We start from the raw sequence: 12,367 nt of genomic DNA on the forward strand, positions 1-12,367 counted from the left end.
CGTCAACGCCGGTCGACGCCGACGAAGCGGAGGAATTCGCCGCGCGTGCGCGGGTCTTCGCGGAAGCTGCCGAGCATCTGGCTGGTGATCATCGACACGCCGCGCTTGTGCACGCCACGGGTGGTCATGCACTCGTGGCTGGCGTCGATCACCACGCCGACGCCGCGCGGGCGCAGGGTATCTTCGATGCAATGCGCGATCTGCGCCGTGAGCTTTTCCTGCACCTGGAAGCGACGGGCGAAACCGTCGACCACGCGGGCGAGCTTGCTGATGCCGACGACGCGGTCGGTGGGCACGTAGCCCACGTGGGCGCGACCGATGATCGGCGCCATGTGGTGTTCGCAATGGCTCTCGAACTCGATGTCGCGCAGCACGATCATCTCGTCGTAGCCGGCCACTTCCTCGAAGGTGCGGCGCAGGTACTCGGCCGGATCCTCGTCGTATCCCTTGAACCAGTCGGAATAGGCCTTGACCACGCGCTTGGGGGTGTCGAGCAAACCTTCGCGCTTCGGATCCTCGCCCGCCCACAACAGCAGGGTGCGCACGGCCTCCTCGGCCTGCTCGCGGGTGACCGGGCGGGGCTTGTCGGCGTCGCTCATGGGGCGCAAATCCTCGAAGTGGTGCAAACGGGCATTGTAACGCGGGGGCGGGGCGGTGGGGCGGGGCGAAAGACGCTGGGCTCCTGCCTTCGCAGGAACGACGGCCGTTTCAAGGTGCCGCTCGTCGCTCCTGCGTAGGCAGGAGCCCAGTGCCTTTCGGCCTCAGTCCTCGGGTTCGCCCTCGGGTTCCCCTTCTTCGGCCCCCAGCTCCAGCAACTGCTGCGTCTCCTCCCCACCCAGCGTCTCGACCCCGCGCAAGCGCCGCTCGATGGCCCGCGTGCGCACGCCGGCGCTGTCGATGCTGTTGCGCACGGTATCCAGCTGCTTGCGCGTCTTTTCCAGCACGGTGCCGAACTTGCCGAATTCGTTCTTCACCGCGCCCAGCACCTGCCAGACCTCCGACGAGCGCTTCTCGATGGCCAGCGTGCGGAAACCCATCTGCAGGCTGTTGAGCAGGGCGGTGAGGGTGGTCGGACCCGCCACGGTCACGCGATGCTCGCGCTGGAGCTGGTCGGACAGGCCCGGCCGGCGGATCACCTCGGCGTACAGGCCCTCGGTGGGCAGGAAGAGGATGGCGAAATCGGTGGTGTGCGGCGGTGCCACGTATTTGCCGCGAATGCGCTTGGCTTCCTCGCGCACGCGCAGCTCCAGGGCCTTGCCGGCGGCGAGTACGCCCTCGGCGTCGGCTGCGTCCTGGGCGTCGAGCAGGCGCTGGTAGTCCTCGACGGGATACTTGGCGTCGATCGGCAGCCACACCGGCTCGCCGTCGTCGGTGCCGGGCAGGCGGATGGCGAACTCCACGCGCTCGGCCGAACCGGGGACGGTGGCGACGTTGGACGCGTACTGCTCGGCGATGAGGATCTGTTCGAGCAGGGCGCCCAGTTGCACCTCGCCGAAGGTGCCGCGGGTCTTGACGTTGGTCAGCACGCGCTTCAGGTCGCCCACGCCGGCGGCCAGCGCCTGCATTTCGCCGAGGCCGCGCTGCACGGCCTCCAGGCGCTCGGACACCAGCTGGAACGACTGGCCCAGGCGGGTCTCCAGCGTGGACTGGAGCTTTTCGTCCACGGTGGCGCGCATCTGCTCGAGCTTGGCGGCGTTGTCCTGCTGGATGGCGGCGAGGCGGGTTTCCAGCGTGCCGCGCACATCGGCCAGTCGCTTCTCGTTGTCGGCGGTGAGGGTGGCCAGGCGCTGGTCGATCCGTTCGCCGAAGTGCTTGAGGGTGAGGGCGGATTCCTCGCGTGTCTTGCGCGAGTCGTCGGCCAGGCCCTGGCGCAGCGATTGCAGGCCGTTGTCCGTGCGTTCGGTGAGCTGGTCGAGGCGGCGGGCGAAGCCTTCGATGCGCTCCTGCTGGCGCTCGGAAGCGGCCTGGAGCTGTTCCTGCACGTGGCCGCGGAACTGGCCGAAGCTCTCGCCCAGCTCGCCGCGCCCGGCACGGTGTTCCTCGCGCAGCATGGTTTCGAGGCGGCGGGAGTCGTCGCGCAGGGCGTCGAGACGGGCGGCGCTGCCGTCGTCGCGCTTGCCGCGGGCCAGCAGGGCCAGGAGCAGGCCCACGCTGGCCAGGGCGAGCACGAGCAGGGCGATGAGGAGAAGGGTGTCGAGGGTCATGGGGGGAGTGTCAGCGGTTCCGTTGCCACGAGGCAACCGGTTATCGCGGACAGGGTCCGCGATTCAGGTCGCGGCGAACGCCAATCTCGCCGCCCGATGTCTCAGATCTCGCGATTGCCCACGATCACGACATCCGCCCGGCGCTTGGCGAACAAGCCCACGCAGACGATGCCCACGATCTGGTTGAGCTGGGCCTCGAGGGCCACCGGGTCGGTGATGCGCCAGCCGTGCACGTCGATGATCCAGTTGCCGTTGTCGGTGACGACGCCGTCGCGCCACACGGGCGTTCCGCCCATGGCCGTGATCTCGCGCGCCACGAGGCTGCGGGCCATCGGAATGACCTCGATGGGCAGCGGAAACGTGCCCAGCACCGGTACCTGCTTGGTGGCGTCGATGATGCACACGAACGTGTCGGACGCCGCGGCCACGATCTTCTCGCGCGTGAGCGCCGCGCCGCCGCCCTTGATCAGGCACTTGTTCGGATCGCACTCGTCGGCGCCGTCGACGTAGAGGTCGAGGCGACCCGCCGCGTTGAGGTCCATGACGTCGAAGCCGAGCTTGCGCAGCCGTTCGCTGGAGGCTTCGGAACTGGAGACGCAGGCCTTGATGCGGTCGCGGTACTGCGGCAGTTCGTCGATGAAGAAATTCACCGTCGAGCCCGTACCCACGCCGATGATGCCGCCCTTGAAGCTGCCGTTGCCCACGTATTTGAAGGCGGCGGTTTCGGCGGCAAGCCGCTTCTCGTTGTCCTGGCTCATACTTTCTCCAGCTTCAGGATGTAATCCCAGTCGCCCTTGGCGACCGGCATGACGGAGAGACGGTTGCCCTTGCGCACCAGCGGCATGTCGGCCAGTTCGTCGTGGCCCTTGAGTTCGTCGAGCGAGATGGTGCGCTTGAGCTTGCGCTCGAATTTCACGTCGACCAGCATCCAGCGCGGTTCTTCGCGCCTGCTCTTCTCGTCGTAGTACTTCGACTTCGGATTGAACTGGCTCTCGTCGGGATAGGCCGGCGAGGCCACCGAGGCGATGCCCACGATGCCGGGCACCTCGGTGTTCGAGTGGTAGAAGAAAATCCTATCGCCGACCTTCATGCCGTCGCGCATGAAGTTGCGCGCCTGGTAGTTGCGCACGCCGTCCCACGGTTCGACGCCCTTGCGTTCGAGGTCGTCGATGGAGAAGGCGTCCGGTTCGGATTTCATGAGCCAGTACTTCACGCCTTCACGCCCGTGCAGTCGATGAGCTCCTTCTCCGTGGCGACGTAATCGAGCGGGATGTCCCATTCGGCGGTCTCGATCGCGTCGATCTCCTGGAAGGCATAGCCCACGCCCACGAGCAGGGGCGTGGCCGGGCGCTCGCGCCCGCGCAGGAACTCGAAGCTGCGGTCGTAGTAGCCGCCGCCGAAGCCGAGGCGGTTGCCGCGGCGGTCGAAGCCGAGCAGGGGCACCAGCACCAGGTCGAGCTTGTCGGCCTCGACGATGCGCTGGGCGGCCTTGGGCTCGGGGATGCCCAGCTCGTTGCTTTCCACGTCTTCACCCGTGGTCCACGGGGCGAAGGTGAGCCGGCGCTTGCCGCCCGACTTGGTGACGATGGGCAGGTAGAAGGTCTGGCCGCGCTCGGCCAGGGGGGCGATGGCGAGGTTCAGCGGCAGCTCGCCGCCCGTGGCCCAGTAACCGGCCACGTGGGTGTCGGTGAGGAATTCGGGAAGCTGTTCGAGCGAGGTCCGGAGGCCCTGCGCCGCGGCGACCCGCTCGGCGGGTTTCAGTTCACGGCGGCGCTGGACGAGGTCGGCGCGCAGTTCACGTCTCTCGGGGAGCTTGGTCATGGGATCGTTCTGCCGGGCGGCACGGGCGGGTAGGGTCGCCGGCAAGCCGCTGCCCCCGGTGCCGCGGGACCAACGCTGACCGGTCTGTCACCGGCCGGCCAGAAAAAGGAGAGACGTCCTCCGCACTGCCGCTGCGCACCAAACGACCTTGATCCAAAGGATCAGGTGGGAGAACCACATGACTTCAAGGCTTTCCGCACTTGGCGGACATGCGCAACCGTCACGTAAGGTCGACCCGGGGTCGTATGTAGGAACAAGGCAAATGTAAAGTGCGCTGGCGAACAGCGCAGAGAACGCCCGGCGCTATTTTACCGAGGCGTCGACGAGACCATCAAGCTTCCTGCGCAGGGCGGCCAGTCCGTCGGTCAGCACCTGTTCCTGACTGGCCTGATCCTTGCGTAAGGTGAGCAGCTCGTGGGCGATGCTGACGGCGGCGAGCACCGCGATGCGGTCGAAGCCCGGCACCTTGGCGTTCGACTTCAGTTCACGCATCTTGCCGTCGAGGAACTGGGCCGCGGCCACGAGGCCGGCCCGCTCCTCCGGCGCGCAGGCGATGTGGAACTCGCGATCGAGCAGGCGCAGGGACACCGGTTCGCTGGTCGTGGCGTTCATGAAAAAGGTTTCAGCCCGTGTTCTCGAGCGCCTTCAGGCGCTGGATCATCGCTTCCACACGGCTACGCGCCTGTTCGTTGCGGGCCATGAGTCCTGCCCGTTCGTTGGCCAGTTGCTCCTGGCTGTGCCGCAGGCTGCGGTTTTCCTCGGTGAGGCGACGAACGGTATCGACGAGCCGGTCGAGCGTGGCGCTCAAGGCTTCCAGTTCGTTCTTGAAGGCGTCCGGGGTCGTCATGGGGCGGACTATAACAGGGGACTTGGCGTCAGGGTGCATTAGAATCCCGACGATTCCCCAGGAGTATGCGTCATGCCGGCCAACACCACCGTCGATCCGGAAGACATCGCCGAACTCATCGGCCGGTGCAAGCTCGCCACCAGCGTCAGCGAGTTCCATGGCTCGCTCGTGGGCTACATCAGCGCGGGCGGTTCGTTTCCCGGCGATTCGGTGCTCGATGCGCTCAAGTTGGAACCCGATCCGGCGCCCAACGCCGACGAGCAGGGCATGCTGACGCGGCTGCGTCACCAGACGGAAACCTGGCTGGCCGATACCGAGCTGAGCTTCATGCCCTGGGTGCCCGACGAGGAGGCCCCGCTTCACGAGCGCGTGGAGGGGCTGGCCGACTGGACGCGAGGCTTCCTCGGTGGCTTCGGTCTCGGCGGCAGCGCGGAAACGGCCAAGGCCCTCAGCGCCGACGCGCGCGAGATCCTGCGCGACATGGCCACCATCGCCTCGACCGAAGCCGAACTCGACGAAGACGTCGAGGGCGACGAGGCGTCGCTGACCGAACTGGAAGAATACGTACGCGTGGGCGCCCTCACCCTGCATGCCGAAATGGCGAAGCGCCAGGAACCGGCCGGCGACACCCTGCATTGATCGCGCCCGCCGAATACGGCCGCCGCCGCCGTGAGCTGATGCGCATGGCCGGCGAGGACGCCGTGCTGATCCTCGCCGCCGCGCCCGAGCGGATGCGAAACGCCGACGCGCCCTGGCCTTACCGCCAGGATTCCGATTTCCACTATCTCACCGGCTTCGACGAGCCCGAGGCGGTGCTTGCGCTGTTACCCGGTCGCGCGCACGGTGAGACGGTGTTGTTCTGCCGTGAACGCGATGCCGAGCGCGAGCGCTGGGATGGCGAGCGCATGGGCACCGACCGCGCCGTGCGCGAACTGAAACTCGACGACGCGTTTCCCATCGACGACATCGACGACATCCTGCCCGGCATGATCGAGGGCCGCGCGCGGGTGTACTGCCATTTCGGCCAGGAGCCCGATTTCGACGCCCGCCTGCTCGGCTGGATGCGGCGCCTGCGCACGGCGCGCGGTGGCGGCGTGGTGCCGAAGGACCTGGTCGCCCTCGGCCACCTGCTGCACGACCTGCGCCTGTTCAAGTCGCGCGACGAACTCGTGCTGATGCGCCAGGCCGCCGACGTGGCCGGTGCCGCGCATCTCGCCGCGATGCACATGGCACGGCCCGGCGTGGCCGAGTACGAGATCGAGGGAGAAATCCTGCGCACGATCCGTGGCCGTGGCGCGGTGCCGGCGTTCCCCCCGACGGTCGCCGCCGGCACCAACGCCTGCATCATGCATTACCAGCGGAACCGCGCCACGCTCAAGGACGGCGAACTGCTGCTGGTCGACGCGGGCGCGGAGGTCGATTGCTACGCCTCCGACATCACCCGCACGTACCCGGTGGGCGGTCGGTTCACGAACGAGCAGCGCGCGCTCTACGACATCGTGCTCGAGGCGCAGCTCGCCGCCATCGACGCGGTGCGTCCGGGCCGCTCGTTCGCCGACGCGCACGACGCGGCGGTGCGCGTCATCGCCACGGGCCTGTGCGCGCTGGGCCTCATCGGCGGCGGCGTGGAACGGGCCATCGCCGATGGCGCGTACAAAGCGTATTTCCCCAGCAAGACCGGCCATTGGCTCGGGCTCGACGTGCACGACGTGGGCGACTACCGCATCGACGGCGAGCCGCGCGTGCTGGAGGAAGGCATGGTGCTCACCGTGGAGCCGGGCATCTACGTGCCGCCGGGCGACCGCGGCGTGTACGAGCGCTGGCGCGGCATCGGCATCCGCATCGAGGACGATGTGGCGGTGACCAAGGGAGCGCCGGAGGTGATGACGGCGGTGGTGCCCAAGAGCATCGCGGCGCTGGAGCGCTAGAACATCGCGGACAGGGTCCGCTCCCACCCTTCGGTAGGAGGCTTGCTACCGGAGTGTGGGAGCGGACCCTGTCCGCGATTCCCGTGAAGCGCGACCAATCAGGTCACGTCGTCCTTCGCCCGATGCGCCTCGTCGTCCGAATGCACCTCGTACCACATCGCATTGAGCACCGCGAAGCTGCACGCCAGCCCCAAACCCAGAATCCACGCGAAATACCACATGGCAGCGCTCCTTCAGTACATGCCGTGCGATTTGCGCACGTGTTCGAGGGTGACCCGGCCGCGCATCACGCGGTAGACCCAGCCGGTGTAGAGGATGATGATCGGCATGAAGAACACGGTGACGCCGAGCATGAGCAGCAGGGTGCCCTTGCTCGACGAGGCGTCCCACACCGTCAGGCTCGACGCGGGGTCGGCCGACGAGGGCATCAGGAACGGAAACAGCGCGAAGCCCGCCGACACGATCGTCCCCGCCACCGTCAGGCAGCTGAAGAAGAACCCGGCGAAACCCCGCCGTCCGATGGTGGCCTGCAGGCCCAGCGCACCGGCGAAGGCCACCACGGGTGCCAGCCAGAATCCGGGGTGGGTCAGATACCCCGCGAACCACGAGCTGCCGATCGCCACCTGCTTGGCCAGGGGATTGGAGATGCCGTCGGCCACCACGGGACCGACCACCGCATAACCGGGGATGCCGTAGGCCAGCCAGATGCCCGCGAGCACGAACAGCACGAGATAGGCGAGGGAGGCGACGCGGGCGATGCGCACCGCGCGCTCGGCGATGACATGGTCGGCCTTCATCGCCGCCCACGACGCGCCATGGGTGAGCAGCATGCTGAGGCTCACCAGTCCACAGAGCAGGGCGAACGGCCGGAACAGGCCGAAGAAAGTACCTTCCCAGGCCATCCGCAGGTCGCCGTCGTAGCGGAACGGCAGGCCGAGGAAGAGATTGCCGAAAGCCACGCCGCAGACCAGCATCACGATGAGGCCCGACGCCACCAACGCGTAGTCCCACACGGTCTTCCAGCGCGCATCGTGCACCTTCTCGCGGAAGTTGAAACCCACGGGGCGGAGGATGAAGGCCACCAGCAGCACGAACATCGCCACGTACAGCCCGGAGAACGACGCGGCGTAGAGCAGCGGCCACGCGGCGAACACCGCGCCGCCGCCGAGTACGAACCAGACCTGGTTGCCTTCCCAGGTGGGTTCGATGGTTTCCAGCAGCACCACGCGTTCGTGGTCGTCGCGACCCAGCACGCGGAGCAGGGCCGCCACGCCGAAGTCGAAGCCGTCCATGATGGCGAAGCCGCAGAGCAGTACGCCGATGAGAGCCCACCAGATGATGCGAAGGGTTTCGTAATCGAACATGACGTGCTCCTTCAGGCCGTCTGCGCCGTGGCGGGAATCGCATCGGGGCGGGACGGCCACATGCCCAGGCCGTCCGGTCCCTTGCGCGCGAACTTCACCATCAGATAACCGTCGACCACCGCCAGCGCGGTGTAGAACAGCACGAAGCCGCCGAGCGATATCCATACCTGGCCCGGGGTAAGCGAAGACGCTCCCAGGGCCGTCGGTAGCACGCCCTCGATGGCCCAGGGCTGGCGGCCGTATTCGGCGACGATCCAGCCCAGTTCCGCGGCCACCCAGGGCAGCGGCAGGCTCCACAGGGCCATCTTGAGGAAGCGGCGTCCTTCGAGGCGTCGCTTGCTGGCGCGCCAGAACGCATAAGCGAACAGGCCGATGAACCACAGTCCGCAGGCGACCATGAGGCGAAACGACCAGAACAGCACGGGCACGTTGGGTATGGTGCTGTCGGCCGCCTTCTGGATGTCCTCGGGGGTGGCCTTGCGCGGATCGTCGATGAAGCGCTTGAGCAGCAACGCGTAGCCCATGTCCTTGTCGTGGGTGGCGAGGATGGCCTTTGCCTGGGCGTCGTCGCGGTTCTCACGCAACACCAGCATCGCATCGTAGGCCTTGATGCCGTCGGCGATGCGCACCTTCGCCTCGTCGACGAGGTCGGCGATGCCGAGGATGGGCTGGTCGATGGAGCGCGTGCCCATCAGGCCCATGACCCAGGGAATCTTCACGGCCGCGTGCGTGGAGTGGCTCTTCACGTCCGGAAGGCCGAACAGCGTGAACGAGGCCGGCGCCGGTTCGGTCTCCCACATCGCCTCGATCGAAGCCATCTTCATTTTCTGGTTTTCCGAGACGGTGTAACCCGACTCGTCGCCGAGCACCACGACCGAGAGCGACGCGGCCAGGCCGAAGCTGGCGGCCACCGTCATCGAGCGCTTGGCGAAGTCGATGTTGCGCCCGCGCAGCAGGTACCACGCACTGATCGAGAGCACGAACATCGCACCCATCGTGTAGCCGGCGCTCACCGTGTGCACGAACTTCGACTGCGCCACGGGATTGAAGATCACGTCGCTGAAGGAGGTGACCTCCATGCGCATCGTCTGCGCGTTGAACGCGGCGCCGACGGGGTTCTGCATCCATGCGTTGGCGATGAGGATCCAAAGGGCCGAGAGGCTGGTGGCCAGCGCGAGGAACCAGGTGGCGATCATGTGCTTCAGCGGCGAGATGCGTTCCCAGCCGAAGAAGAACACGCCCACGAGCGTGGCCTCGAGGAAGAACGCCATCATCCCCTCGATGGCCAGCGGGGCGCCGAAGATGTCGCCCACGTAGTGCGAGTAATAGGCCCAGTTGGTGCCGAACTGGAATTCCATGGTGACGCCGGTGGCGACGCCCATGGCGAAGTTGATGCCGAACAGCACGCCCCAGAACTGGGTCATGCGCTTCCATATCTCGCGCCGCGTCATCACGTACACGCTTTCCATGATGGCGAGCATGAAGGCGAGGCCGAGCGTGAGCGGGACGAACAGGAAGTGATAGAGCGCGGTCAGCGCGAACTGCAGGCGCGAGAGGCCGACGACATCGGGGTCGACGATCATGGCGAGGTTCCCTGGGTGGAGGCGGAAGCGGGCGCGAGCATCCGGTCGACGCCCGCGGGCGAAACGTCCGCGCGCGGGAGCGGCCGGATGGCCACGTACCAGATGAGCATGAGCAGGGCGAGCTTGGCGACGACGATGAAGGAGAGCTCGACCGCGAGCCTCTTGAGCGGCTTGTCGCGCCAGCGGCGTTTGGGTGAAGCGACGACGTCCGTCATACGTGCGATTCCGGCAAGTCCGAAAAATCCGTCGCCATCGTACGCTCTGCCTTCCCGGGGGCTGGCATGACCGATTGTCGCAACGGGCTGACCGCGTATGCTTTGGTTTTCCCCTGACGCAGCCGAGCATACGCTCAGCGGGTCGCCGCGTGAATGCGTCTGACCTCGGTTTCGGCGACCGCCGTGGATCGGGTGATTCGCCTGCCAGTCCGTGGCACAAGGCGCTGGGTCCCTGCCTGCGCAGGGACGACGTGAGTCAAGAACCGCGTAACACGCACATCTGGCAGCTCGCCGTTCCTTCGCAGGCAGGAACCCAGCGGCTTTGGGCTTTTCTCACCCCAACAACGCAAACGCATCCCGCGTCAGGTTCTCCGGCTCGCCCGTGGTGCACACCACGTCGTCCTCGATGCGGATGCCGCCGTACTTGCGGAAGCGGTCCACCCTGGCCCAGTCGATATCGCCCGCGAACGGCTTGTCCTTCAGCTCGGCCAGCAGCATGTCGATGAAATAGATGCCCGGCTCGATGGTGACCACCATGCCCGGCTCCAGCGTGCGGGTGAGGCGCAGGTACGGGTGGCCTTCGGGCTTGGGAATGGTGCCGCCGGTTTCCGACGCCTGGAAACCGGCGACGTCGTGCACCTGCATGCCGATGCCGTGGCCCAGGCCGTGCGGGAAGAATGCCGACGACACGCCCGATTCCACCGCGCTCTCGGGGCTCATGCGGATGAAGCCGTGCTCGCGAAGCACGCCGGCCAGCGCGTGGTGGGCGTGCACGTGCAGTTCCGGATAGCTCTGGCCCGCACGCACCTTCGCCACGAACGAACGCTCGGCGGCATCCACGCTGTCGATCAGGGCCTGGAATTCGGCGGCGTCCTTGCCCGCGTAGGTACGCGTGATGTCGCTGGCGTAGCCCGAGGCGCTGGCCCCCGCGTCGATCAGGAACGAACGACTCTCGGCCGGGGCGACGCGGTCGAAGTTCGTGTAGTGCAACACCGCGCCATGCTCGTTCGTGCAGACGATGCTGGCGTACGGCAGCTCGGCGTCGGTCTGGCCGACGGCGGCGAGGTAGGCCTGGTGGATGCCCAGCTCGCTCGCGCCCTCGCGGAACGCCTTCTCGGCCGCGCGATGGCCGCGCGTGCCGCGCCGGCTGGCCTCGCGCATCAGTTCCAGCTCGTAGGGCGTCTTGTAAGCGCGGTGGTAGTGCAGGTGGTCGACCACCGCCGGCGGATTGTTGGAGCAGACGTCCTTCAGGCCGCAGTGGGCGTCGCCGATGATGGCGCAGCGCGAGAGCATGGCGGGGAGCTCGGCGATGGCGTCGTCGGGCTTGCGCACCACCACGATGTCGAAGTGATCCACCCAGTAGCCGGTGGGCGCCTCGGGCACCACGTGCCAGTAATCGCGCGGCTGCAGGAATACCAGCTTGGGCTTCTCGCCCGGCGTGTACACCAGCCAGCTCCCCGGGGCATCGGTCAGCGGCAGCCAGTGCTTGAAATGGGGGTTCACGACGAACGGGTAATCCTGGTCGTCGAGGAACTTCGTGATCGGGCGGCCGGCCGGCACCACGAGATGGTCGAAACCGCCACGCGCCAGCGCGGTGTCGGTGCGCTCGCGCAGGGTGGCGAGATGCTGGGGATAGAGCGCGGCCAGCGCGTCGTTCATCGGTGTTCTCCGGGATCGGGGTGTGCGGGGAAACGCCAATGGTGCGCCCATGCGTGGCCTTCGCCAACCCCGGTCGAGCCGCCCGCCGAAAGGCCGCGAGGGTCAGGCCCTTGCGAAGACGACCATGTAATCCGCCGCGAGATCGCCCAGCCGATGGCGCAACAGCGTGGCCCGGTGGTCGTCCCTGCCGGTCAGGCTGAGCATGTGCGCGCCATACAACGTGATGGCGAAATGCCCCACCGCGAAATCGTGGTTCGGCGAGCGCCACTGCACCAGGGGTGTCCAGTTCGCGCAGGAGGGACAGGCCACGTAAGCCGAATCCGAGCCGTCGGACCAGATCGCCAGCGCTTCCTCGAGGGCGTCGCTGCCTTCTTCGCCGGGCGAGAGCTCGGCGCGGCAATCGGGGCAGCGGATGGTGAAGCCGCGGTCGTAGCGACTGAAGATGCCGTTCTCGGGGCCGCCTTCCACCAGATGCGAGCCGTCGGGGCCATCGACCCAGCGGTGCCCGCTGGCGTGCAGCCCGATGGCGAGGACGCCGGTGTCGTGGCGCAGCTGTTCGTCGGTCACGCGGAAGCGTGCCTCGGCGCCGTGCGCGTGCGGGCCGATGGTGCCGTCGCCGACCAGGCGCAGGTAGAGGGCCGTGGCGGCGGCAGCGGCGTCGTCGCGCTCGAGGCGGGAATCGACCAGGATCGTGGTGGCGTCGCTCATGAGGACGGATGGTGATCCTCGGTGCGGCAGGTCGTAAA

At 67.3% G+C, this 12,367-nt stretch carries 15 protein-coding genes and 1 other RNA gene; 2 read left to right on the forward strand and 14 right to left on the reverse strand.

Going from position 1 to position 12,367, the window contains the following annotated elements; genetic code table 11:
- Window positions 1-2: 2 nt before the first annotated feature.
- The 8 genes from folE to L2Y94_RS02510 form a co-directional block, all read right to left on the reverse strand.
- Window positions 3-599, reverse strand: a complete 597-nt coding sequence (folE, locus tag L2Y94_RS02475; protein ID WP_144913258.1) for a GTP cyclohydrolase I FolE — start codon at window positions 597-599, stop codon at window positions 3-5.
- Between the two features lie 162 nt (window positions 600-761).
- Window positions 762-2,204: a DNA recombination protein RmuC gene (locus tag L2Y94_RS02480; protein WP_247372904.1), complete on the reverse strand. Its 1,443-nt coding sequence runs from the start codon at window positions 2,202-2,204 to the stop codon at window positions 762-764.
- 101 nt (window positions 2,205-2,305) lie between these two features.
- The gene (rpiA, locus tag L2Y94_RS02485) at window positions 2,306-2,962 is read right to left on the reverse strand and encodes a ribose-5-phosphate isomerase RpiA (RefSeq protein WP_247372906.1); all 657 of its coding nucleotides are present in this window, start codon (window positions 2,960-2,962) and stop codon (window positions 2,306-2,308) included.
- Entirely contained in the window at window positions 2,959-3,402 is a 444-nt protein-coding gene (locus L2Y94_RS02490; protein WP_425602424.1) for an EVE domain-containing protein, read from the reverse strand. Before L2Y94_RS02490 ends, rpiA begins: the two co-directional genes overlap by 4 nt.
- Window positions 3,403-3,413: 11 nt before the next feature.
- Window positions 3,414-4,025: a 5-formyltetrahydrofolate cyclo-ligase gene (locus L2Y94_RS02495; protein ID WP_247372909.1), complete on the reverse strand. Its 612-nt coding sequence runs from the start codon at window positions 4,023-4,025 to the stop codon at window positions 3,414-3,416.
- Between the two features lie 113 nt (window positions 4,026-4,138).
- Window positions 4,139-4,321: non-coding RNA, 6S RNA (ssrS, locus tag L2Y94_RS02500), on the reverse strand.
- 7 nt (window positions 4,322-4,328) lie between these two features.
- Window positions 4,329-4,637, reverse strand: coding sequence for a cell division protein ZapA (locus L2Y94_RS02505; RefSeq protein WP_247372912.1), 309 nt, complete (start codon window positions 4,635-4,637; stop codon window positions 4,329-4,331).
- A 10-nt stretch (window positions 4,638-4,647) separates the two neighbouring features.
- Window positions 4,648-4,872 (reverse strand): TIGR02449 family protein, encoded by a 225-nt coding sequence (locus L2Y94_RS02510; protein WP_144913272.1) that lies wholly within the window; start codon window positions 4,870-4,872, stop codon window positions 4,648-4,650.
- Window positions 4,873-4,944: 72 nt separating this feature from the next.
- On the opposite strand from L2Y94_RS02510, the gene L2Y94_RS02515 reads away from it, so the two are divergent.
- Both L2Y94_RS02515 and L2Y94_RS02520 read left to right on the forward strand, forming a co-directional pair.
- Entirely contained in the window at window positions 4,945-5,511 is a 567-nt protein-coding gene (locus L2Y94_RS02515) for a UPF0149 family protein (RefSeq protein ID WP_247372914.1), read from the forward strand.
- Between the two features lie 38 nt (window positions 5,512-5,549).
- Entirely contained in the window at window positions 5,550-6,800 is a 1,251-nt protein-coding gene (locus L2Y94_RS02520; RefSeq protein WP_247375080.1) for an aminopeptidase P N-terminal domain-containing protein, read from the forward strand.
- A gap of 98 nt (window positions 6,801-6,898) precedes the next feature.
- Here the strand turns inward: L2Y94_RS02520 and cydX are convergent, their stop codons facing one another.
- The 6 genes from cydX to L2Y94_RS02550 all read right to left on the reverse strand — a co-directional run bounded on the left by cydX (window position 6,899) and on the right by L2Y94_RS02550 (window position 12,329).
- Entirely contained in the window at window positions 6,899-7,021 is a 123-nt protein-coding gene (gene cydX / locus L2Y94_RS02525; RefSeq protein WP_247372916.1) for a cytochrome bd-I oxidase subunit CydX, read from the reverse strand.
- Between the two features lie 12 nt (window positions 7,022-7,033).
- A complete protein-coding gene (cydB, locus tag L2Y94_RS02530; RefSeq protein WP_247372919.1) occupies window positions 7,034-8,164 on the reverse strand; it encodes a cytochrome d ubiquinol oxidase subunit II in 1,131 nt (376 codons plus the stop codon).
- An 11-nt stretch (window positions 8,165-8,175) separates the two neighbouring features.
- Window positions 8,176-9,744, reverse strand: a complete 1,569-nt coding sequence (locus L2Y94_RS02535; protein WP_247375082.1) for a cytochrome ubiquinol oxidase subunit I — start codon at window positions 9,742-9,744, stop codon at window positions 8,176-8,178.
- Window positions 9,744-9,962: a cytochrome oxidase putative small subunit CydP gene (gene cydP, locus L2Y94_RS02540; RefSeq protein WP_247372920.1), complete on the reverse strand. Its 219-nt coding sequence runs from the start codon at window positions 9,960-9,962 to the stop codon at window positions 9,744-9,746. Before cydP ends, L2Y94_RS02535 begins: the two co-directional genes overlap by 1 nt.
- Window positions 9,963-10,295: 333 nt before the next feature.
- Complete coding sequence (gene pepQ / locus L2Y94_RS02545) at window positions 10,296-11,621, reverse strand: Xaa-Pro dipeptidase (RefSeq protein WP_247372923.1); 1,326 nt, start codon at window positions 11,619-11,621, stop codon at window positions 10,296-10,298.
- 102 nt (window positions 11,622-11,723) lie between these two features.
- Window positions 11,724-12,329, reverse strand: coding sequence for a hypothetical protein (locus tag L2Y94_RS02550; protein WP_247372925.1), 606 nt, complete (start codon window positions 12,327-12,329; stop codon window positions 11,724-11,726).
- Window positions 12,330-12,367: the final 38 nt, after the last annotated feature.

The sequence above is a fragment of the Luteibacter aegosomatis genome (assembly GCF_023078455.1).
Taxonomy (GTDB): domain Bacteria; phylum Pseudomonadota; class Gammaproteobacteria; order Xanthomonadales; family Rhodanobacteraceae; genus Luteibacter; species Luteibacter aegosomatis.

Excerpts from the sequence above, each read along its gene's own strand:
- folE (WP_144913258.1), bottom strand. The coding sequence starts at position 599 with ATGAGCGACGCCGACAAGCCCCGCCCGGTCACCCGCGAGCAGGCCGAG.
- L2Y94_RS02480 (WP_247372904.1), bottom strand. The coding sequence starts at position 2,204 with ATGACCCTCGACACCCTTCTCCTCATCGCCCTGCTCGTGCTCGCCCTG.
- rpiA (WP_247372906.1), bottom strand. The coding sequence starts at position 2,962 with ATGAGCCAGGACAACGAGAAGCGGCTTGCCGCCGAAACCGCCGCCTTC.
- L2Y94_RS02490 (WP_425602424.1), bottom strand. The coding sequence starts at position 3,402 with ATGAAATCCGAACCGGACGCCTTCTCCATCGACGACCTCGAACGCAAG.
- L2Y94_RS02495 (WP_247372909.1), bottom strand. The coding sequence starts at position 4,025 with ATGACCAAGCTCCCCGAGAGACGTGAACTGCGCGCCGACCTCGTCCAG.
- L2Y94_RS02505 (WP_247372912.1), bottom strand. The coding sequence starts at position 4,637 with ATGAACGCCACGACCAGCGAACCGGTGTCCCTGCGCCTGCTCGATCGC.
- L2Y94_RS02510 (WP_144913272.1), bottom strand. The coding sequence starts at position 4,872 with ATGACGACCCCGGACGCCTTCAAGAACGAACTGGAAGCCTTGAGCGCC.
- L2Y94_RS02515 (WP_247372914.1), top strand. The coding sequence starts at position 4,945 with ATGCCGGCCAACACCACCGTCGATCCGGAAGACATCGCCGAACTCATC.
- L2Y94_RS02520 (WP_247375080.1), top strand. The coding sequence starts at position 5,550 with ATGCGCATGGCCGGCGAGGACGCCGTGCTGATCCTCGCCGCCGCGCCC.
- cydX (WP_247372916.1), bottom strand. The coding sequence starts at position 7,021 with ATGTGGTATTTCGCGTGGATTCTGGGTTTGGGGCTGGCGTGCAGCTTC.
- cydB (WP_247372919.1), bottom strand. The coding sequence starts at position 8,164 with ATGTTCGATTACGAAACCCTTCGCATCATCTGGTGGGCTCTCATCGGC.
- cydP (WP_247372920.1), bottom strand. The coding sequence starts at position 9,962 with ATGACGGACGTCGTCGCTTCACCCAAACGCCGCTGGCGCGACAAGCCG.
- pepQ (WP_247372923.1), bottom strand. The coding sequence starts at position 11,621 with ATGAACGACGCGCTGGCCGCGCTCTATCCCCAGCATCTCGCCACCCTG.
- L2Y94_RS02550 (WP_247372925.1), bottom strand. The coding sequence starts at position 12,329 with ATGAGCGACGCCACCACGATCCTGGTCGATTCCCGCCTCGAGCGCGAC.